The sequence below is a fragment of the Stenotrophomonas sp. GW821-FHT01H02A genome (genome assembly GCF_059422145.1).
Genome location: NZ_JBWKWI010000008.1, coordinates 134470 through 156638 on the forward strand (window position 1 = coordinate 134470; position 22169 = coordinate 156638).

The 22169-nt window shown below is 66.7% G+C and carries 10 protein-coding genes and 2 pseudogenes; 3 read left to right on the forward strand and 9 right to left on the reverse strand.

All coding sequences use genetic code 11. The features are described 5' to 3' along the window. The first annotated feature begins 24 nt into the window (after window positions 1-24). Window positions 25-2109 carry an acyltransferase family protein gene (locus AC07WC_RS13620; protein ID WP_495210464.1) on the forward strand — a complete coding sequence of 695 codons (2085 nt, stop codon included), beginning with the start codon at window positions 25-27 and terminating at the stop codon, window positions 2107-2109. A gap of 15 nt (window positions 2110-2124) precedes the next feature. Here AC07WC_RS13620 and AC07WC_RS13625 read toward each other — a convergent pair whose 3' ends face one another. The 5 genes and pseudogenes from AC07WC_RS13625 to AC07WC_RS13645 form a co-directional block, all read right to left on the reverse strand. After that, complete coding sequence (locus AC07WC_RS13625; protein WP_495210465.1) at window positions 2125-3495, reverse strand: amidohydrolase family protein; 1371 nt, start codon at window positions 3493-3495, stop codon at window positions 2125-2127. A 72-nt stretch (window positions 3496-3567) separates the two neighbouring features. After that, entirely contained in the window at window positions 3568-4773 is a 1206-nt protein-coding gene (locus AC07WC_RS13630) for an MFS transporter (protein ID WP_495210466.1), read from the reverse strand. A 90-nt stretch (window positions 4774-4863) separates the two neighbouring features. Then, a pseudogene (gene metH, locus AC07WC_RS13635) lies at window positions 4864-7587 on the reverse strand (methionine synthase); the annotation flags it as partial. Between the two features lie 24 nt (window positions 7588-7611). Further along, window positions 7612-8718 (reverse strand): homocysteine S-methyltransferase family protein, encoded by a 1107-nt coding sequence (locus tag AC07WC_RS13640; protein ID WP_495210467.1) that lies wholly within the window; start codon window positions 8716-8718, stop codon window positions 7612-7614. 9 nt (window positions 8719-8727) lie between these two features. Continuing rightward, a complete protein-coding gene (locus AC07WC_RS13645; protein ID WP_481485244.1) occupies window positions 8728-9657 on the reverse strand; it encodes an ArsR/SmtB family transcription factor in 930 nt (309 codons plus the stop codon). Between the two features lie 146 nt (window positions 9658-9803). Here AC07WC_RS13645 and AC07WC_RS13650 point away from each other — a divergent pair, with 146 nt between their 5' ends. Continuing rightward, a complete protein-coding gene (locus AC07WC_RS13650) occupies window positions 9804-10952 on the forward strand; it encodes an acyl-CoA dehydrogenase family protein (RefSeq protein WP_495210468.1) in 1149 nt (382 codons plus the stop codon). A gap of 457 nt (window positions 10953-11409) precedes the next feature. Here the strand turns inward: AC07WC_RS13650 and AC07WC_RS13655 are convergent, their stop codons facing one another. Genes AC07WC_RS13655 through AC07WC_RS13670 form a run of 4 tightly spaced genes read right to left on the reverse strand, consistent with a single transcriptional unit; the run spans window position 11410 to window position 16764 of the window. Then, complete coding sequence (locus AC07WC_RS13655) at window positions 11410-11640, reverse strand: hypothetical protein (protein ID WP_495210469.1); 231 nt, start codon at window positions 11638-11640, stop codon at window positions 11410-11412. A 34-nt stretch (window positions 11641-11674) separates the two neighbouring features. Then, complete coding sequence (locus tag AC07WC_RS13660; RefSeq protein WP_495210470.1) at window positions 11675-14848, reverse strand: multidrug efflux RND transporter permease subunit; 3174 nt, start codon at window positions 14846-14848, stop codon at window positions 11675-11677. Window positions 14849-14863: 15 nt separating this feature from the next. Further along, window positions 14864-16135, reverse strand: a complete 1272-nt coding sequence (locus AC07WC_RS13665) for an efflux RND transporter periplasmic adaptor subunit (RefSeq protein ID WP_495210471.1) — start codon at window positions 16133-16135, stop codon at window positions 14864-14866. Next, a complete protein-coding gene (locus AC07WC_RS13670) occupies window positions 16135-16764 on the reverse strand; it encodes a TetR/AcrR family transcriptional regulator (protein ID WP_495210528.1) in 630 nt (209 codons plus the stop codon). The genes AC07WC_RS13665 and AC07WC_RS13670 overlap by 1 nt, the downstream gene beginning before the upstream one ends. Before the next feature lie 374 nt (window positions 16765-17138). Between AC07WC_RS13670 and AC07WC_RS13675 the strand changes: the two are divergent. After that, window positions 17139-22034 (forward strand): annotated as a pseudogene (locus AC07WC_RS13675) (NAD-glutamate dehydrogenase); the annotation flags it as partial. Window positions 22035-22169: the final 135 nt, after the last annotated feature.

Consider the following 22169-nt stretch of genomic DNA (forward strand, 5'->3'; position numbering starts at 1 on the left):
CCGTTGCATGTCCGGAGCAGGGTCATGCAGCAACGTAGTCCCGGGTACGTCCCGCATATCGACGGCCTGCGCGCGATCGCGGTGCTGGCGGTCATCCTCTATCACCTCAAGGCCAGCTGGCTGCCCGGTGGTTTCACCGGCGTGGACGTGTTCTTCGTCATCTCCGGCTTCGTGGTCAGTGCATCGGTGGATCGCCTGCCGGCGGTCGGCGGCTGGGCCGGGCTGGCCCGCTTCTATGCGCGTCGCATGCGTCGCATCGCGCCGGCGCTGGTGGTGTGCCTGTTGGTCACGGCGATGCTCAGCGCGTTGCTGATTCCGGAATCATGGCTCAGCGAGACCAGCGACAGGACCGGTCGCATGGCCTTCGTCGGGCTGAGCAACTGGGTGCTGGCCAGAACCGGCAACGATTACTTCTCACCGCGCACGGACTTCAACCCGTACACGCACACCTGGTCGCTGGGTGTGGAGGAGCAGTTCTACCTGCTGTTCCCCCTGCTGTTCCTGGCCTGGACCAAAGGCCCGCGCGGGCGCTGGCTGTCGCTGGGTCTGTTCGGCGTGGCGACCGTGGCGTCGCTGGCCTATGCGGTATTCCGCGCGCGCCAGGGCGGCCATGAGATCGACGCCTTCTACCTGACCACCACGCGGTTCTGGCAGCTGGGTGCGGGCGTGCTGCTGTTCCAGCTGTTGTCGCTGAGCGGTCGATTCACCCCACCACTGGCGTCGCCACGTGGCATGAGCTGGCGCTCACCGTTGTTGCTGCTGAGTCTGGGAGCACTCGGCTATGGGCTCTGGTCCGCGCGCCCGGGGCATTCGCCGTGGGTGGACGGACTGTGGCCGGTGGTGGGCACGCTGGGCCTGCTCGGCCTGCTGCAGCGCTCGGCGGGTGGCTGGGTGGGCCGCGCGCTGGCGTCCACCCTGATGGTCAGTGTCGGTCGGGTGTCCTACTCGCTGTACCTGTGGCACTGGCCGGTGTTCGTGCTGTTCCGCTGGACGGTGGGCCTGGAGACCGTTGCCACCGGAGGCGCAGCCGTGCTGTGCACGCTGCTGCTGTCGTGGCTTTCATGGCGCTGGGTGGAGCAACCGCTGCGGCATGGCGCGCGCTGGCGCATCAGCAACGCGCGCTGGGTCGGGCTCGGGCTGGGAGCGCTGGTGCTCGGGGCCGGGCTGCAGTCGGCCTTGGTCAAGACCCAGCAGTACACCTCGCTCAGCGTGGTCAGCCGTACGCCGCTGGACTGGTACCCCTATGCCAAGGGGCTGAAGAAGGAAATCCCGGACTGCCGGCTGCGGGTGGGCAACGTGCCGGTGGTGGGAGGACAGGCCCGCCTGTACCAGCGTGGCGACTGCCCGGGCCGGGCCACGTCCACCCACCAGCTGTTCGTGGCCGGTGACTCGCACGCGCTGGCCTACCACGAGATGCTGCAGCGCCTGGCCGTGCTCGATGGCGTGCCGATCCGGCTGTACGGCAGTGGCGGTTGCGCGTTGGTCGGGCTGCGCGCCTGGCAGGGTCCCAATCCGGCCTGCGCGGCGTATGCGCGCAACGTGCTGGAGGACATCCAGGCGCGCGCGCAGCCAGGCGATGTGGTCCTGCTGGCCGGGCTGCGGCTGCCACGCCTGTCCGAACAGTACACCTTGTTCGACGTCGCGCAGGTGCGTGCCGAACATCTGAGCGAGGCGGCCGATGCCGGTCGCAGGGCCGAGATCGCACACTGGATCGAGCAGCTCAGGCCCCTGGCCGATCGTGGCGTGCACATCGTCCTGGAAGCCCCCAAGCCGGTGCTGCCGGCACCGCCCTACCGCTGCTCGGATCTGTTCAACCGGCACAACCCGATCTGCGCCAACGGCATGACCGTGCCGCGCCGCGAGATCGACCAGCTGCGTGCGCCGGTGCTGGCCGGCCTGCAGCAGATGGCGGCCGGGCTGCCCGGCGCATCGATCTGGGATCCGATGCCGGTGCTGTGCCCCGGCGAGCAATGCCTGCCGACCCGCGAGGGCAGGCCGTTGTACTTCGATGGTGACCACCTCAGCGGCTACGGCAATCGCCTGCTGCTGCCTGACTTCCAGGCACAGTTGCAGCGGGTGGAGGGGACGGCGCCGGGCGCCGCCCCCTGAACTGACCGGCTGCGATCAATCCCGTGTGGCGGTGTCTGCTGCGGCCTGGATCGGGCCGGCGACCTGCTGGCCCGCCTGCCACACCGCATCGATGCGGCGGCTGTTGCGGATGTCCTCGAGCGGATTGGCCCCCAGCACCAGCAGGTCCGCGCGGCGCCCCACTGCAATGCGGCCGCGATCCTCCAGGCCGAGCACGCGCGCCGCATCGGCGGTGGCCACCTGGAGCGCCTGCGCCGGCGTGAAGCCCGCTTGGGTCATCAACTCCAGCTCACGGTGTTCGGCGAAGCCGATCACCCGCTGCGGCATCGCGCCGGCATCGGTACCGAAGCCGATGTTCACGCCGGCCTCGTGCAGCGTCTTCAGATTGCGCAGGTTCATGGCCACCGACGCGCGCGCCTTGGGGATCCCATCGCCCGCCAGCTGCGCCTGCTGCCACTGCGGTTGCTGCCAGCGCTCACGCACGGCCGGCGGCAGCGCGTTGGCCAGGAACGGTTGCTGCAGCCATTGCGGATTCTCGGCGTACAGATAGTTCGCCTCGTCGATGTTGACCGTCGGGATGTACCAGACGCCCTTGTCGCGCATCGCGCTGACCAGTGCCGGGGCGACCGGCGTATCGCGGATGCCGTGCGCGATGATGTCCACGCCGGCCGCGACCAGGTCCGCCGCCGGGGCCTGGTCATGGATGTGTGCGGCGACTTTGAGCTGGTGCTGGTGCGCTTCGTCGATCGCGGCGCGGTAAATCGGCGGGGCCATCATCGGGAAGCGGCCGCCGAGGTCGTCCACCCACAGCTTGATCACGTCCACCCCGGCCTGTTGCTGCGCGCGGACCGCGGCGCGGGCCTGTTCGGGTGTGGTCGGGCGGGCGACGGGATCGTGCTCGAGCCCCATCGTTCTGGCCGGCGGTGCGCCCGCGGCCGCACCGATGCCGCCACCGGCACCATACAGCTGTGCACCGAGCGTGGGTTGGTCACGGACCTCGGCGCGGATCGTGGTGAACGCAGCCCCGTTCATGCCCAGCGCGGTCACCGTGGTGATGCCGTAGCGCTGGAACTGCTGCAGATCGCGGACCACATGATCGCGGGTGTAGAAGCGGTCGCCATGCTCCAGGCCGTCGGTGTTGCCGACGTGGATGTGGTTGCTGACCAGCCCGGGCAGGATCACCTTGCCCTGGTAGTCGATGCGTTTGGCAGACGTGGCGAGTGCGGCTGGCGGAGGGCCGATGTGGGCGATGCGGTCATCGCGCAGGGTGAGCGTGGTGACGCCGAGATCGCGTTCGCCGTCGAACACGCGGGCGTTGTCCAGAATGATCGGGGTAGCCGCATTCGCGGTGGTGCAGGCCGCCACGAAGGCGGTGAACAGGGTCGGCAGGCGCAGGGAACGTCGCATGGGGACTCCGGTGGTGGGGAGTCCCGAGCGTACCGGCACCAACGTGACGGCAGGGCCACGCGAGGCGTGGCGCTACAGGACCCCGGGCTTCCGGCGGCCGGCACGCAGCAGCGGCAGGCTGATCGCGAAGAAGCACAGCAGGGCGCCGGCCAGCGCGAAACCGCTGGCCGCCAGGAAGGCGGTCCGGCCTTGGTCGATCGGCCACAGCTGGCCTGCGATCAGCGCGCCGAGCACGCCGCCCACGCCGGATGAGAAGCCGTACAGCAGGCCCTGGCCGTGCCCATTGAGGCGTCCGGGGAAGTAAGTGGCCAGCATCTGCATCGCAGCGGCGAAGAACGCGGCAAAGCCAAGCGCGTGCGCGGTCTGGGCGATCAGCATCACCGGCAGGTTTTCCGGGTACAGCGCGGTGATCGCCCAGCGCACGGTGGAGCTGAGCAGGGCGATCAGCAGCATCCAGCTGGCGTCATAGCGGCGGAAGAAGCGCCCGATGGTGAAGAATACGCCCACTTCGAACACCACGCCCACCGTCCACAACACGCCCAGCGTCGAGGTCGCATAGCCGTGGTGATCCATGTAGACCGAGAAGAAGGTGTAGTAGGGGCCGAACGACAGCTGCTCCATGAACGCGGCCAGGAAGAACGCCAGCACCTGCGGCTTGCGCACGATCTGCCAGAAGCCGCTGGCATCGCCATCGCGGCGCTGCAGGTTGCGCGCGTAGCGGTTGGCAAAGCCCGAGGCGGTGAGCAGGCCGAACAGCGGCAGCATCAGCCACGGCAGCAGGTGGGCGTTGCCGGCACCGCCATCGCCTTCGATGATCCAGCCGAACAGCATCACCACGGCGATGAAGCCCAGCGAGCCCCAGACCCGGATCAGGCCGTAGCGGTGGCTGTCGCTGCCCAGGTGGGTCAGCGTGATCGATTCGAACTGCGGCATCACCGCGTTGTAGAAGAAGCAGAACGCGATCATCGCCGGGTACAGCCACGGCTGCGGCAACGGCAGCAGGAACGCGCAGAAGGTGAGCAGCGTGAGCACACAGCCCAGCCGCAGCCAGAAGATCGGGCGCGGCGAGGCGGCGGCGATGGACGTCCACGTCGTCGGCGCGATGATGCGGGTGGCGTACCACAGGCCCATCATCACGCTGATCGCGGTGACACTCATGCCACGCGAGGTCAGGAACAACGACCAGTAGGGCGTGAACGCACCGAGGGCGGCGTAGTAGAACAGGTAGAACGAGGACAGGCGGACGGCCGGAACGGCGTCACGGGGGAGGGCGGTCATGCGGGGTCTCGGTGCGCGCGCACCCATCAACGGTGGGTACCAACCGCGACATTATGCCGGTAGCACCCGACCGTCGGTCGGGTGACGCCGTTATTCCGGATCGTAATCCAGGTTCGAAGCCAGCCAGCGTTCGGCCTGTACGCGGTCAACGCCCTTGCGCTTGGCATAGTCGACGACCTGCTCGCGGGTAACCCGGCCGACCACGAAATACTGGCTCTGCGGATGGCTGAAGTAATAGCCGGATACCGCCGCGGTGGGCAGCATCGCGAAACTCTCGGTCAGCTGCATGTCCGCATTGCGCTCGGCATCGAGCAGCTTGAACAGCGTGGCCTTCTCGCTGTGCTCCGGGCAGGCTGGGTAGCCCGGCGCGGGACGGATGCCGGCGTACTTCTCGGCGATCAGCGCTTCGTTGTCCAGCTGCTCATCGGGCTGGTAGCCCCAGTAATCCATGCGCACGTGCTGGTGCAGGCGCTCGGCCAGGGCTTCAGCCAGACGGTCGGCCAGGGCCTTGAGCAGGATCGCGTTGTAGTCGTCGTGGTCGGCCTCGAAGCGGGCCACATGCGGGTCGATGCCGATGCCGGCGGTCACTGCGAACGCCCCGATCCAGTCCTGCTTGCCCGTGTCGGCCGGGGCGATGAAATCGGCCAGGCAGAAATCCGGGCGTTCGACCGGCTTGTCCACCTGCTGACGCAGGAAGTGCAGCACGGCCGGACCATCGTCGGTGCGCAGGTGCACGTCATCGCCGACGCTGTTGGCCGGCCACAGGCCGAACACGGCCTTGGCGGTCAGCCACTTTTCCTCGACGATGCGGGTGAGCATCGCGCGGGCGTCCTTGTACAGGTCGGTCGCCTGCGGCCCGACGATCTCATCGATCAGGATCGCCGGGAACTTGCCGGCCAGTTCCCAGGCCTGGAAGAACGGCGTCCAGTCGATCACCTCGACCAGGTCGGCGAGCGGGTAATCGTCGAGCACATGCAGGCCCGGCCTGCGCGGTGCCGGCGGGGTGTAGTTGGCCCAGTCACCCACGAAGCGCTGGGCGCGGGCCTTGGCCAGGGGCACCAGGCGCTTGGCGTCGCCACGGTTGCGGTGGCGCTGACGGATGTCGGCGTAGTCGGCTTCGTTGGCGGCCACGAACGCATCGCGCAGCTCGCGCGAGATCAGCGACTGCGCCACGCCGACCGCGCGCGAGGCATCCTTCACCCACACGGTGGGCGCCTTGTAATGGGGGTCGATCTTCAGCGCGGTATGCGCGCGCGAGGTGGTGGCACCGCCGATCATCAGCGGCATCGTGAAGCCCTGCCGCTCCATCTCGCGGGCGACGTGGCTCATTTCTTCCAGCGAGGGCGTGATCAGGCCGGACAGGCCGATGATGTCGGCATTCTCGGCGCGTGCGGCATCTAGGATCTTCTGCGCCGGCACCATCACACCCAGATCGACCACGTCGAAGTTGTTGCAGGCCAGGACCACGCCGACGATGTTCTTGCCGATGTCGTGCACGTCGCCCTTGACCGTGGCCATGATGATCTTGCCGTTGCTCTTGGCGGTGTCGCCGCTGCGTGCCTTCTCCGCCTCGATGTAGGGCAGCAGGTAGGCCACCGCCTTCTTCATCACGCGCGCGGACTTGACCACCTGCGGCAGGAACATCTTGCCGGCCCCGAACAGGTCGCCGACGATGTTCATGCCGTCCATCAGCGGCCCTTCGATCACATCCAGCGGGCGGGTCGAGCGCGCACGCGCTTCCTCGGTGTCCTGCTCGACCCAGGCGTCCATGCCGTGCACCAGCGCATGCGCAAGGCGGTCGTTGACCGGTTTCTCGCGCCAGGCAAGGTCTTCGCCGCGGACGTCGCCTTTCTTGCCCTTGTAGCGCTCGGCGATGTCCAGCAGGCGCTCGGTGCCGTCGCTGCGCCGGTTGAGGATCACATCCTCCACGCGCTCGCGCAGTTCCGGGTCCAGATCGTCATAGATCGGCATGGCGCCGGCGTTGACGATGCCCATGTCCATGCCGGCGCCGATGGCGTGGAACAGGAACACGGAGTGGATCGCCTGGCGTACGGTTTCATTGCCGCGGAAGGAGAACGACACGTTGGAGACACCGCCGGATACATGGCAATGCGGCAGGGTGCGCTTGATGATGCGGGTGGCTTCGATGAAGTCGACCGCGTAGTTGTCGTGCTCTTCGATGCCGGTGGCGACAGCGAAGATGTTCGGGTCGAAGATGATGTCCTGCGGCGGGAAGCCGACCTGTTCGGTCAGGATCCGGTAGGCGCGGGTACAGATCTCGACCTTGCGCGCGCAGGTATCGGCCTGGCCGTCTTCGTCGAAGGCCATCACCACCGCCGCCGCGCCGTAGCGCAGCACTTTGCGCGCCTGCTCGATGAACGCCGCTTCGCCTTCCTTGAGCGAGATCGAGTTGACCACGCTCTTGCCCTGCAGGCACTTCAGCCCGGCCTCGATCACGCTCCACTTGGAGGAATCGACCATCACCGGAATGCGCGCGATGTCCGGCTCGGACATGATCAGATTCAGATAGCGCGTCATCGCCTTTTCGGAATCGATCAGGCCCTCGTCCATGTTCACGTCGAGGATCTGCGCGCCGTTGGCGACCTGCTGGCGCGCCACTTCCACCGCCTCCTCGTAGCGCTCTTCCTTCACCAGCTTGCGGAACTGCGCGCTGCCGGTGACGTTGGTGCGCTCTCCGATGTTGACGAACAGCAGGTCCGGGGTGATGACCAGCGGCTCGAGACCGGACAGGCGGGTGTGGCGGGAAGACGTCATGGGCAGGCGGGCACGGGCTGGCGGAGGAGGGTCAACGACAACGGGAACGTGGGACGGAAGCGGTCATGCCGCGTCTTCCAGCGGTGGCGCCGGCAGGCGGCGTGGGGGCAGATCGGCCACGGCCTCGGCAATCGCGCGGATGTGCGCCGGGGTGGTGCCGCAGCAGCCGCCGACCAGATTGAGCAGGCCGGCGCTGGCGAACTCGCGCAGCGTGGTGGCCATTTCTTCCGGGGTTTCGTCGTACTCGCCGAACGCATTGGGCAGGCCGGCATTGGGATGCGCACTGACCAGGCACTCGGCCACCGTGGACAGGGTTTCCACGTGGGGCCGCATGTCGCTGGCACCGAGCGCGCAGTTCAGCCCGATCGACAATGGCCGTCCGTGCGCGACCGAGGCGTAGAACGCCTCGGCCGTCTGCCCGGACAAGGTGCGACCGGAGGCATCGGTGATGGTGCCGGAGATCATCACCGGCAACCGCCCGCCGCGGGCATCGAACACTTCTTCGATGGCGAACAGCGCGGCTTTGGCGTTGAGCGTGTCGAAGATGGTTTCCACCATCAAGGTGTCGGCGCCGCCGTCGATCAGGCCATCGATGGCCTCGCGATAGGTCTCGCGCAGTGCATCGAAGCTGGTGTTGCGGAAGCCGGGATCGTTGACATCCGGGCTGATCGAGGCGGTACGGCTGGTGGGGCCGAGCACGCCGATCACGAAGCGAGGCTTGCCCGGTGTGGTTGCCGCGACCGCATCGCAGCAGGCGCGCGCCACTGCGGCGCCGGCCTTGTTGAGCTCGTAGACCAGGTGTTCAAGGTGATAGTCGGCCTGGCTGACCGAGGTCGCGTTGAAGGTGTTGGTCTCGACCAGATCGGCACCCGCCTCCAGGTACGCGGTGTGGATGCCGCCGATCACCTCCGGGCGGGTCAACAGCAGCAGGTCGTTGTTGCCCTTGAGGTCATGCCCCTGTGGCACGTCGGCGGGCGCGGCATGGTCGCAGCCGGGCCCGTGCTGGTGGTCGTAGCCGCCGGCAAAGCGCTCGCCCCGGTAATCGTCCTCCTCCAGCCCATGCCGCTGGATCATCGTGCCCATGGCCCCATCGATGATCAGGATGCGCTGGGCCAGCGCCGTTTCCAGCGCATGCACGCGGTCGGGGTGGAGCCAGGGCAGGGATGGCATGGACAGACCTCAGGGCTTGCTGGCAATCAGCGAAATGACTTCGAAATGCGGCGGGCGCTTCTCGCGGGTCACCGTTTCCAGGCTGGAGACGACCAGGCCGGCCTTCTCCACGAACCTGCGCAGCTCCTTGTCGCTGAAGCCGAGGTTGACGTGGCCATAGGCATCCACCGCCGCGCGGTGCTCGTGACGGGCCAGGCTGCACAGCAGCAGGCGCCCACCGGGACGCAGCACGCGCGCGCCTTCGGCGACGGCCTGGGCGGGCTTGGCGGCGTAGGTCAGCGCGTGCATCAGCACCACCAGGTCGAAGCTCTGGTCGGGGAAGGGCAGGGCGTGCATATCGCCTTCGCGCACTTCCACGTTGGCCAGCCGGCGCAGGCGCTCGCTGGCGGCGGCGACCACGCGCGCGCTGGTATCGATGCAGACATAGCGCTTGGCATGCGGGGCGACCAGCTCGGCCAATACGCCGTCACCGGAGGCGATATCGAGCACGTCACCGGTTTCCAGCAGCGGCAGGGCCGTGCGCGCCAGCGCCTCCCAGGTGCGGCCCGGCGAGTAATGGCGTTCCATGTCGCCGGCGACGCTGTCGGCCCAGTTCTGATCGGCGGCGCGGCTGGCCATCACCGCGGCCACGCGTTCAGCATCCTGGCGCAGCAGCGGGTCATCGCTGCCGGTGCTCAGGGCATGCCACAATGCACGCTGCGCCGGGTCCAGCGCAGCGTCATCGAAGCGGTAATACGCCGAGACGCCGGAGCGGCGGTCACGGACCAGGCCGGCTTCCTTGAGCCGGGCCAGATGCGTGGACACCCGCGGCTGGGCCAGCGTAGTGATGGCCGACAGCTCGGCCACGGTGAGTTCTTCCTGTTCCAGCAGCGCCAGCAGGCGCACCCGGGTGGCGTCGGCGAACACTTTCAGCCGGACGGACCAGTCCTCGAGATCCATAAATATCTACCTATCGCGATATAGAGATATTTTCGTCCTTTGGCGGCGGCGCGGTCAAGTCAGGCGTCCTTCCCCGCCCCCCGGTACAATCGCCCGACCTGGCCGCGCACTGCGCGGCCATATCACTATGTCCCCGGGAGGGTGTTGTGGATTTCAGCTTTACCGAAGAGCAGTTGATGCTGCAGGACGTTGCGCGCCGCATCGCGCAGGAAAAAATCGCGCCCAGCGCCGAGCACCATGATCGTACCGGCGAATTCCCGCTGGACAACATCCGCCTGCTGGGCGAGAACGGTCTGATGGGCATCGAAGTGCCCGAAGCATACGGCGGTGCGGGCATGGACCCGATCGCCTACGTCCTGGCGATGGTGGAGGTCGCCGCCGGAGACGCCGCGCATTCGACGATCATGTCGGTCAACAACTCGCTGTTCTGCAACGGGATCCTGACCCATGGCAGTGAAGCGCAGAAGCAGAAGTACGTGCGCGCCATCGCCGAGGGCGAGGCCATCGGTGCGTTCGCGCTGACCGAGCCGCAGTCCGGGTCGGATGCGACAGCCATGCGGTGCCGCGCGGTCAAGCAGGCCGACGGCACCTACGTCATCAACGGCAAGAAGAGCTGGATCACCTCCGGCCCGGTCGCCAAGTACATCGTGCTGTTTGCGATGACCGATCCGGAACAGGGCGCGCGTGGCATCACCGCGTTCATGATCGACACCGACAAGGCCGGCTTCCACCGCGGCAAGACCGAGCCGAAGCTGGGCATCCGCGCCTCGGCGACCTGCGAAATCGAGTTCCAGGATTACGCGGCGGCCGCCGACGATGTGGTCGGCAAGGAAGGCGAGGGCTTCAAGATCGCCATGGGCGTGCTCGACGCGGGCCGGATCGGCATCGCCTCGCAGGCGATCGGCATCGCGCGTGCCGCGTATGAAGCGACGATCGAATACGTGAAGGACCGCAAGGCCTTTGGCGCGGCGATCGGCACCTTCCAGATGACCCAGGCCAAGATCGCCGACATGAAGTGCAAGCTGGACGCCGCCCTGCTGCTGACGCTGCGCGCAGCATGGGTGAAAGGCCAGGGCAAGCGCTTCAGCAATGAAGCGGCGATCGCCAAGCTGACCGCTTCTGAAGCAGCGATGTGGATCACCCACCAAGCCGTTCAGATCCACGGTGGCATGGGGTATTCCAAGGAAATGCCGCTGGAACGTTACTTCCGTGATGCCAAGATCACCGAGATCTACGAGGGCACCTCGGAAATCCAGCGGCTGGTGATCGCGCGCAACGAGACCGGTCTGCGCTGATCAACGCGACAGCGGCGCCACCAGGGCGCCGCTGTACGATCCGGCCCGAGGTCACTGCAGTGCCCGGGCCGACGCCGACGCCGACGCCGACGCGTTCATTCCTGCGCCGGCGCGGCGGGTTACGGCGCTGCTTCCAGGCGGCACAGCACGTTGTAGAGGGGGCGACCGGTGAGATCGGCATACACGGCCCGCGCGTGCTGCAGCGAGGTAGCCCACACGTAGTGCTGGGTGTTCGGCGCCGCCCACCAGCAGAGGTAGGACGGTTGTTCCGCCTACGGTGACGGGGTGGCCTGCGCCGGCGTGCTCGTGGCGACCGTGGCACTCACGGCGAGGGCAAGCAGGAGGGGCGTAATCAGTGTTTTCATGACGGTCCTGGATGAACGTCCGGTCTGGACGGGGATGAGCGCGCGCAGGGCACGATAGCCGACGCTGGACGACGTGCCGCGGCGCTGCGCCGTCAATCGACGGTTCTGTGCGAGGCGACCGTTTCAATGTGCGAAACGGTGCTCGGATTCCAGTGTCCATGGCGTCCCCGCGCAGACGATGCGGTGACGTAATCGCCGCGCTCACGGGAGCCGGTCCTTTTCCTGCTGCCGATGCAGTGGCCGTCGCTGGCCGGCAGCACACAAAAAAGCCCCGGCTCGCGCCGGGGCTTCTTCATTTCAGCGTGACCATCCACGGTGGTCATCTACCGGTGGGGCAGCCGTGGCTGCCCCTGTCCATCAGCGATCCGGACGGTGCGCCGTGTTGGCTTCGCCCTGGCGCTCCAGGAACTCCTTGGACGGTTCGTCCAGCTTGTCGCCCAGCATGCGGCGGACCACCACGAAGAACACCGGGATCATCAGCAGGCCGAGGAAGGTGGCGAACACCATGCCGCCGATCACGCCGGTACCGATCGCGTGACGCGCGTTGGCGCCGGCACCGGTGGAGATGGCCATCGGCACCACGCCCATGATGAAGGCGAACGAGGTCATCAGGATCGGGCGGAAACGCAGGCGGGACGCCTCGATGGTCGCCTCGCGCAGGTTCTTGCCCGCGGCCCGCTGTTCCACCGCGAACTCCACGATCAGGATCGCGTTCTTCGCGGCCAGGCCGATCACGGTGATCAGGCCGATCTTGAAGTACAGATCGTTCGGCAGGCCACGTGCGAGCGAGAAGGCCAGCGCGCCGAGGACACCCAGCGGCACCACCAGCAGCACCGCCACCGGGATCGACCAGCTCTCATACAGCGCGGCCAGGCAGAGGAACACCACCACGATGGACAGCACCAGCAGCAGGGTCGCGGCGTTGCCGGCCAGGATTTCCTGGTAGGACATGCCCGACCAGTCGTAGCCGAAGCCGGCCGGCAGGTCATCGTTGACGATCCGTTCCATCGCCTGCATCGCCTCGCCCGAGCTGCGCCCGGCCGCCTGCGAACCGACGATGTTGACCGCCGAGTAGCCGTTGTAGCGGCTCAGCGACGGCGGTGCGGACACCCATTCGGACTTCACCACGGTGCTCAGCGGAATCATCGCCTGCGTGCCGTCGGGATTGGTCTGCAGCACGCTGGGCGTGTAGAAGCTGTTCAACGACTCCGCGCCGGTGCGGTACGGTCCATCGGCCTGCAGGGTCACGCGCTTGATGCGGCCTTCATAGAAGAAGTCGTTGACGTACACCGGGGCCAGCATCAGCTGGATGGTGCTGTACACGTCCGAGACCGACAGCCCCATCGTCTGTGCCTGCACGCGGTCCACGTGCAGCTGCAGCTGCGGAGCGTTTTCCAGCCCGTTCGGACGCACGCCGGTCAGCAGATCGCTCTCCTGCGCGGCCTTGCCGAGCAGGATGTTGCGGGCCTGCGTCAACTGGTCATAACCCACGCCGCCACGGTCCTGCAGCCACATGTCGAAACCGCCGAACTGGCCCAGGCCCTGCACGGTCGGCAGGTTGACCACGAAGATCTGCGCTTCCTTGATGCCGAAGAACGCGCCGTTCATGTTGTTGATGAACTCGGGCACCGTGATGTCGCGGTCCGCCCAGGGCTTGAGGCGGATGAAGCCCATGCCCACGTTCTCACCGGAACCGACGAAGCTGAAACCGGCCACCTGCAGCATGCCTTCGAAGCCATCCTGCTTTTCCAGGATGCCGCGCATCTGGGCAAACGCGTGGTTGGTCTGCGACTTGGTCGAGCCCGGCGGCAGCTGCACGATCGCCAGTGCATAGCCCTGGTCTTCTTCCGGCAGGAAGCTGCCCGGCATGCGCGTGAACAGGAAACCGCACAGCACGGTCAGCACCACGAACAGGATCATCCAGCGCGGGGCGTGCTTCACCGCCGAGGTGATGTGGCCCACGTAGGTGTTGCTGACCTTGTCGTAGTACTTGTTGAAGGTGCGGTAGACGATGTTCGGGTTGTCGTTGTGCGTCGGCTTGAGGAACGTCGCGCACAGCGCCGGGGTGAAGCCCAGTGCCAGGAATGCCGAGAACGCCATCGCGATGGCGATCGTCAGCGCGAACTGCTTGTAGATCTCACCGGCGGCACCGCCCTGCAGCGCCGACGGAATGAACACCGCGGCCAGCACGACGGTGATGGCCACCACCGCGCCGGTGATCTGGGTCATGGCCTTCTGGGTCGCGGCCTTGGGCGGCAGCTTCTCCTCGGTCATGATGCGTTCGACGTTCTCGATGACCACGATGGCGTCATCGACCACGATGCCGATCGCCAGCACCATCGCGAACAGCGTCAACTGGTTGATGGTGAAGCCGATGATGCTCATGCCCAGGAACGTGCCCAGCAGCGCGACCGGGATGACCAGGGTCGGGATCAGCGTGGCGCGGAAGTTCTGCAGGAAGATCAGCATCACCAGGAAGACCAGCGCGACCGCTTCGATCAGGGTCTTGACCACTTCCTCGATCGAGATCTTCACGAAGGTGGTGCTGTCGTACGGCGAGAACCAGCTGACACCGGACGGGAAGCTGGGGGCCAGCTCGTCCATCTTGGCGGTGACCGCATTGGCCACGTTTAGTGCGTTGGCGCCCGGCAGCAGCTGGATCGCGAAGGCACCGGTCGGCTTGCCGTTGTACTGGGTGTCAAAGCCGTAGTTGTTCGCACCGAAGGCGATCCGGGCGATGTCCTTGAGCAGCACGCGCGAACCGTCGGCATTGGCGCGCAGGATGATGTTCTCGAACTCTTCCGGCGAACTGAAGCGACCTTCGGCCGAGACCGTCGCGGTGAAGTAGTGACCTTCAGGCGAGGGGTCCGAGCCCAGCGAACCGGCCGCGAACTGCACGTTCTGGTCCTTGATCGCGGCCAGCACCTGGCTGGCCGACAGGCCGTAACCCTGCATCTTTTCCGGGTTGAGCCAGATGTTCATGGCGTACTCGGAACCGAACTGCTGGGTGCTGCCGACGCCGGGGATGCGCGAGATCTGGTCGAGCACGCGCGAGCCGACGATGTCGTTCAGCGCATCGCGGTTGATCGAGGCGTTGTCGGACTGCAGGGCCACCACCATCAGGAAGCCGGCGTTGGCCTTGGCCACCACCACGCCCTGCTGGGTCACCTCGGTGGGCAGGCGAGGAGTCGCCAGGGACACCTTGTTCTGCACCTGGACCTGGGCGATGTCGGCGTCGGTGCCGGTTTCGAAGGTCAGGGTGATGGTGACGCGGCCGTTGGAGGCCGAAGAGGAGCTGAAGTACAGCAGGTGATCGATACCGGTCAGCTGCTGCTCGATCACCTGGGTGACCGACTTTTCGGCGGTGTCGGCGCTGGCGCCGGGGTAGGTGGCGCTCACCGTCACCTGGGGCGGTGCGATGCTCGGGTAGGACTCCACGCCCAGACCCAGGATCGAGATCACGCCCGCAAGCGAGATCAGGATCGCGACCACCCAGGCGAATACCGGGTGTTCAATGAAAAATTTAGGCATGACGGAGGATTCCCGTTATTGCTTGTTCGGTTCGGCAGCCGGAGCGGCGTCGGACTTTGCGGCGGCGGCATCGGCCGGGGCGGCAGCGGCATCAGGCTTGGCCGCAGGTGCGGCGCCTGCCGGGGCAGCACCCGCCGGGGCCTGGCCATTGCCGTTGCCGGCGGCCGGGTTCCACGGTGCGGCCTTGGCCGGAGCGCCTTCCTTGACCTTCTGGACGCCCGCCACGATCACCTGATCGCCAGCATCCAGGCCACCGCTGACCAGCCAGTTGCTGCCCTGCTGGCCTTCGCTCTTCACGTTCTTGCGGACCACCTTGCCGTCCTTGCCGACCACCAGCACATAGCCGCCGGTGGTGTCGCGCTGCAGGGCCTGCAGCGGGACCAGGTACGCGTTGTTGCGCTCGCCCAGGGTCGCCTGGAAGCTGACGAAGGCGCCCGGCAGCAGGATCTGCTGCGGGTTCGGCAGCACCGCGCGCAGCGAGACCGCGCCGGTGGCCGGGTCGACCGTGGTCGAAGAGAAGTCCAGGGTGCCCGGCTGGTCGTAGACCGTACCGTCGGCCAGCTTCACCTGCACGGTGGACTTGCCGTCCCCGCTCAGGGCCAGCGCGCCCTTGGCCTGCGCGGCGCGCATCTGGGTCAGCTCATCGACGCTCATCGAGAAGTTCACGTACAGCGGATCGAGCTGGTCCACGGTGGTCAGCAGGGTCACATCACCTTGGCCGACCAGCGCACCTTCGGTGACCTGCTGCTTGCCGGCGCGGCCGCTGATCGGCGAGCGCACTTCGGCGTAGCCGAGGTTGATCTGCGCGCTGGCCAGCGAGGCCTGGGCCTGCTGCACGGCGGCCGCGGCGGTGCGCTCGGTGGCTTCGGCTGCGTCCAGATCGGACTTGGACACATAGGCCTGCGGGGCCAGCGAGCGGGCGCGGTTGGCGGCGGCCTTGGCGTTCGCCGCCGAGGCCTGGGCCGAGGCCAGTTCGGCCTGCGAGGCATTGAGGGCGGCGCGCAGCGGTGCCGGATCGATCAGGAACAGCACCTGGCCTTCCTTCACATCCGAGCCCTCCTGATAGACGCGCTTGAGCAGCACGCCCGGCACGCGGGCGCGGACGTCGGCGCTGCGGAACGGCGACAGGCGGCCGACCAGCTCGCGCTGCAGCGGCAGGGTCTGTGGCTTGGCCTCGATGACGCCCACTTCCGGAGGCGGCGGGGCCTGCTGCTCTTCCTTTTTGCAGGCGGTCAACGCAAGGGCGACTGCGCACGTCAGGGCAAGGGTGCGGAGTGGGGCGATCATCAGGAGAAGCTCCGGTGTTGGTTTGAATGCGAAGCCGTGGCGGCTTCGGGCGCGGCGAACGCGCGCAGGAAGCTGTCGACGGAGAATTCTGCCCAGCGGCGGCGCACGGCGGCGTCAGCGCGATGGGAAATATGGAAGCGCTGTTTCTCGAAATCCAAGCCGGCGATCATGCTCAATAGCAGTTCAGCCATGAAGTGCGGGTCGTCATGCCTCAATTGGCCTTGCGCGGACCGGGTTGCCATCCATTCAGAAACATGAAGCGCCAATGCCCCGGCGCCGTCCTGGTACAGGGTGCGGGCTTCCTGGGGGAACTGGCTGGATTCTGTCGCGATCAACCTTCGAGCCTGGACCACGTGCGGCTGATTGAAGTGATCCAGGTAATCGTTGGCGAACTGCAGCAGGCTGCCACGCAGGTCATCACCGTCCAGTGAGCGCAGCCCGGCGGTGGCGCGGCAGACATGCCGCTGCATCACCCGGCGCAGCAGTTCCTGCTTGCTGCCATAGCGGCTGTAGAGCGTCTGCTTGGAGCAGCCGGCGTGCTGGGCCACCGCGTCCATGCTCAGTTGCATCCCCTGGCTGGCCAGCAGCTCGCGCACAGCATCGAACACGCGATGATCGCGCGCGTCCATCGTGCTGGCGGCGGGGTGTGGGGGAGTCACGCGGTGGACTATACCGTCCAGTTCAGAATTGTAGAAGCCTTGTCTTTCCATGGCGTTTGATGACCAACGTCAAGTTGCAACGGATGCGGCCGATGCTGGGGCGGATGCAACATCGATGCGCTGATCCGTACCCGGCCGAATTGACACGGCCGATGTAAACGGCACCCAACCCGAATCACCTTATTCCGTCCTGCAGCAAGGTATTTCTGTGCGGTAGGCCTACAATTTCATTTTCCCAACTGAGCAACACGCACCGCTCCGTCATGAAACCGCAAAAACCAGCAGCCAAGACCGTGAAAAACAAATCCAAACCAGCCGATACGCAGACTGTTTCGCCAGTGGGCTTCTCGCTGGAGCCGGTGTACACGGCCTTGCGCAAGCGCTACCCGTCGGCCGGGCAGGCCGAGGCAGTGGCTTTTGCCGCCGACTTCTACAAGCGCATGGAGGCGGACGAGTTCCCGCACCACAGCGCCGAGGAGTGGGCCGCACTGGCAGCGGACACGCTGGAATTCGCGCGTGTGCGCAAGTCCGGCAAGGCCAACGTCCGCGTGTTCAACCCGACGCTGAAGAGCAACGGGTGGGAGTCGCCGCATACGGTGCTGCAGATCGTCAACGACGATATGCCGTTCCTGGTCGACACCGTCACCATGTCGCTGGCCGAGCATGGCGTCGGCGTGCACGTGCTGGGTCACCCGGTGATCCGCTTCGCGCGTGACAAGGCCGGCAAGCTGACCGCGGTCAGCGAGGGCACCGCCGAATCGGTGATGCTGCTGGAGATCGATCGCCAGCCGGCCGAGGCCATGGCCGAGGTGGAGCAGGCGATCATCAAGGCGCTGGACGAGGTGCGTGCCATCGTCCGCGATTGGGAGGCAATGCGTGCCAAGGCGCAGAGCCTGGCCGACGACCTCGGCACCCGCCAGCTGCCCGTCGACGCTGCCTCGCGCGCGGAAGCACAGGAATTCCTGCGCTGGGCCGCCGACAATCACTTCACCTTCTTCGGCTACCGCGAATACCGCGTCGAGAAGCAGGGCAAGGAAGAGGTGCTGGCGCCGCTCAACGATACCGGCCTGGGCCTGATGCGCGGGCAGGACAAATCCGCCGCACGTCCGGTCAAGACGCTCGCCGCGCAGGGCCTCAATGCCACCACCGGGTTGAAGGACGCGCTGATCCTGACCAAGACCAACGCCCGTTCGCGCGTGCATCGCTCGGGCTACATGGATTACATCGGCGTGCTGGAATTCGACGCCAAGGGCAAGATCATCGGCGAACAGCGCTTCCTGGGCCTGTTCACCTCCAGCGCCTACAACCGCCGCCCGTGGGAAATCCCGCTGGTGCGCCAGCGCCACGAATACGTGATGAGCAACTCCGGCCTGGCGCCGAGCAGTCACAGCGGCAAGGCGCTGCGCCACATCCTGGAGACCCTGCCGCGCGAAGAGCTGTTCCAGTCCAGCGAGGACGAACTGTTCCGCACCGCCATGGGCGTGCTGGGCCTGCAGGAGCGCGTGCGCAGCCGCCTGTTCCTGCGCCGTGACAAGTACAGCCGTTTCATTTCCGCGCTGGTGTACCTGCCGCGCGAACGTTTCAACACCGATGTGCGCCTGCGCATCGAAGCCATGCTCAAGGACGCCCTGCAGGGCGAGTACGTGGACAGCTCGGTCGTGCTCGGCGAATCGCCGCTGGCCCAGGTGCATCTGATCGTCCGTCCGAAGGCTGGCCAGACCCTGGAAGTGGACACCAGCGAACTGGAGCAGAAGCTTGCCCAGGTGCTGCGCAACTGGCAGGACGATCTGCGCGAAGCGCTGGTCGCCCGTCACGGTGAAAGCGAAGGCCTGCGCATCGCCGCGCGCATCGGCAAGGCGCTGCCGGCCGGTTACATCGAAGACTCCAGCACCGAGATCGCCGCCAACGACGTCAGCCAGCTCGACGCACTGACCGGCCCGGACGATCTGCGCCTGAGCCTGCAGGCCGTGCAGCGCGAAGGCGGCGATGGCCTGCGCCTGAAGCTGTATCGCCAGCTGGATGACATCCCGCTGTCCGATGCGCTGCCGATGATGGAGAACATGGGCCTGCGCGTGATCGCCGAGCGTCCGTACCGTCTGACGGTCGACAATGCGCCGGTGTACGTGCAGGACTTCGAAGTCGAATCGGTGGCCGGTGCGATCGATGCGCCGAGCGTCGATGAAGCCTTCGGCGAGACCTTCGCCCGCGTGTGGCATGGCGATGCCGAGAACGACGGCTTCAACCGCCTGGTGCTCGCCGCCGGCCTGCACTGGCGCCAGGTCGCGATGCTGCGGGGCTACTGCAAGTACCTGCTGCAGACCGGCGTGCCGTTCTCGCAGGCCTATGTGGAAGGCACCTTCACCCGCTACCCGCTGCTGGCCCGCCTGCTGGTGGAGCTGTTCGAAGCCCGCTTCGATCCGGCCACCGGCAACGAGAGCAAGGACGCGATCGCCGAGGGCCAGGCCCAGCTGCGCGCGCACCTGACCGTGCTCGCCGGCGGCGACGAAGCCACCCTGAAAGTGCTCAAGACCGTGGTCGACGCACGCAAGGGTGACCGCGCCGTGCAGATGGACGCGGCCCGCGATGCGCTGCTGAAGCTGATGGACCGCGTCTCCAGCCTGGACGAGGACCGCATCCTGCGCAGCTTCATGGGCGTGATCGATGCGACCCTGCGCACCAGCTACTACCAGACCGATGCCGAGGGCCGTCCGGGCCACGTCATCAGCTTCAAGTTCGATTCGGCACTGGTGCCGGACCTGCCCAAGCCGCGCCCGTACCGCGAAATCTTCGTGTATGGCCCGCGCGTGGAAGGTACCCACCTGCGCTTCGGTGCCGTGGCCCGTGGCGGCCTGCGCTGGTCGGACCGTCGCGAAGACTTCCGTACCGAGGTGCTGGGCCTGGTCAAGGCACAGATGGTCAAGAACACCGTGATCGTGCCGGTCGGCGCGAAGGGCGGCTTCTTCGCCAAGATGCCGCCGGTCAACGGCGACCGTGATGCGGTGTTCGCCAACGGCGTGGCCTGCTACAAGCTGTTCATCCAGGGCTTGCTGGACATCACCGACAACATCGTCAACAACAAGATCGTGCCGCCGGTGGACGTGGTCCGCCACGACATGGACGACCCGTACCTGGTGGTGGCGGCCGACAAGGGCACCGCGACCTTCTCCGACATCGCCAACGGCCTGGCCGTGGCGCACGGCTTCTGGATGGGCGACGCGTTCGCTTCCGGCGGCTCGGTCGGTTACGACCACAAGGGCATGGGCATCACCGCACGCGGTGCATGGGAGTCGGTCAAGCGCCACTTCCGTGCGCTGGGCCGTGACAGCCAGAGCCAGGACTTCACCGCGGTCGGCGTGGGCGACATGTCCGGCGACGTGTTCGGCAACGGCATGCTGTTGTCGCGCCATATCCGCCTGGTCGCCGCGTTCGATCACCGCCACATCTTCCTGGACCCGAACCCGGATGCGGCCACGACCTTCGTCGAGCGCGAGCGTCTGTTCACCGTGCCGCGCTCCAGCTGGGCCGATTACGATGCCAAGCTGATCAGCAAGGGCGGCGGCGTGTACCCGCGTACGCTGAAGTCGATCGAGATCACCCCGCAGGTACGTGAGGTACTCGGCCTGGACGAGGGCATCAAGTCGATGACCCCGAACGATCTGATGAGCGCCATCCTGAAGTCGCCGGTCGACCTGCTGTGGAACGGTGGCATCGGTACCTACATCAAGGCGGCCAGCGAGCAGCACAGCGATGTCGGCGACCGCGCCAACAACGCGCTGCGCGTCAATGGCGGCGAGCTGCGCTGCAAGGTGGTGGGCGAGGGCGGCAACCTGGGCATGACCCAGCTGGGCCGTATCGAAGCCGCCCAGGCCGGCGTGCTGCTCAACACCGACTTCATCGACAACTCGGCCGGTGTGGACACCTCCGATCACGAAGTCAACATCAAGATCCTGCTCAACGATGTGGTGCGGGCCAAGAAGTTGACCGTCGAACAGCGCAACAAGCTGCTGGCCTCGATGACCGACGAAGTAGCCGCGCTGGTGCTGATGGACAACTACCGTCAGAACCAGGCACTGAGCCTGATGGAACGCATGGCGGTCAAGCGCCTGGGTTCCAAGCAGCACTTCATCCGCACGCTGGAACAGCAGGGCCTGCTGGATCGCCAGATCGAGTACCTGCCCTCGGATGCGGAACTGTCCGCACGCAAGGCGCGTGGCCAGGGCCTGACCCGTCCGGAACTGTCGGTGCTGCTGTCCTACTCCAAGCTGGTGGCCTTCCAGCAGCTGCTCGAGTCGGACATTCCGGAAGATCCGTACCTGTCCAAGGAGCTGCAGCGCTACTTCCCGACGCCGCTGCAGAAGAAGTACGCCGACGCGATGGAGCGTCACCGCCTGAAGCGCGAAATCATCGCCACGGCCGTGACCAACCAGACCATCAACCGCATGGGCGCCACCTTCCTGATGCGCATGCAGGAAGACACCGGCCGCACCGTGGCCGAGGTCGCCAAGGCGTACACGATCAGCCGTGAAACGCTGGACGCACGCGCGCTGTGGGCTCAGATCGACGCCCTCGACGGCACCCTGCCGGAGTCGGTGCAGATCGATGCGCTGGAAGTGATCTGGAAGCTGCAGCGTTCGTTCGTGCGCTGGCTGCTGTCGCGCCCGGGCGCCATGCCGGGCATCACCGAAGCGGTCAACCGCTACCAGGCCGCGTTCAACGACATCCGCGACGCTTCGGGCGTGCTGCCGGATTCGCAGCGCCCGGCCTATGAGGCCAGCGTGCAGGAGTGGAAGGACAAGGGCCTGCCGCCGGCGTTGTCGCAGCAGCTCTCGGAACTGCAGTTCCTGGAGCCGGCATTCGACATCATCGAACTGGCCCGCACCCGCAAGCTGAAGCCGGTGGATGTCTCCAAGGTCCACTTCCGCCTGGGCGATGCCCTGCAGCTGCCGTGGCTGTTCGAGCAGATCGACGCGCTGGAGGTCAACGGCCGCTGGCACGCCGTGGCCCGTGGCGTGCTGCGCGACGAGCTGGCCGCCCACCATCGCAACCTGGCCGCCCAGGTCCTGTCGATGAAGGGCAGCAGCGCCGAAGCCAAGGTCGCCGCCTGGATGGGCCGCGATGACAGCAGCCTGCGCTTCACCCTGGCGATGCTGGCCGAGCTGGCCGAGCAGAAGACCCTGGACTACCCGACCGTTTCGGTCGCGGTCCAGCGCCTGGGCCAGCTGGCGTCGCATGGGGCGTAAGCGCATTCGCGCTGACGCCCCACGGTTTGCTCTGCAAACCGTGGGCCCCATGCAAACCATGCGTCCAGACCCCCGCGCCTTCGGCGCGCCCCCCTGACTCAGGGGGGCTCTGCTCCAGAGGGATGGGCGGGGTCT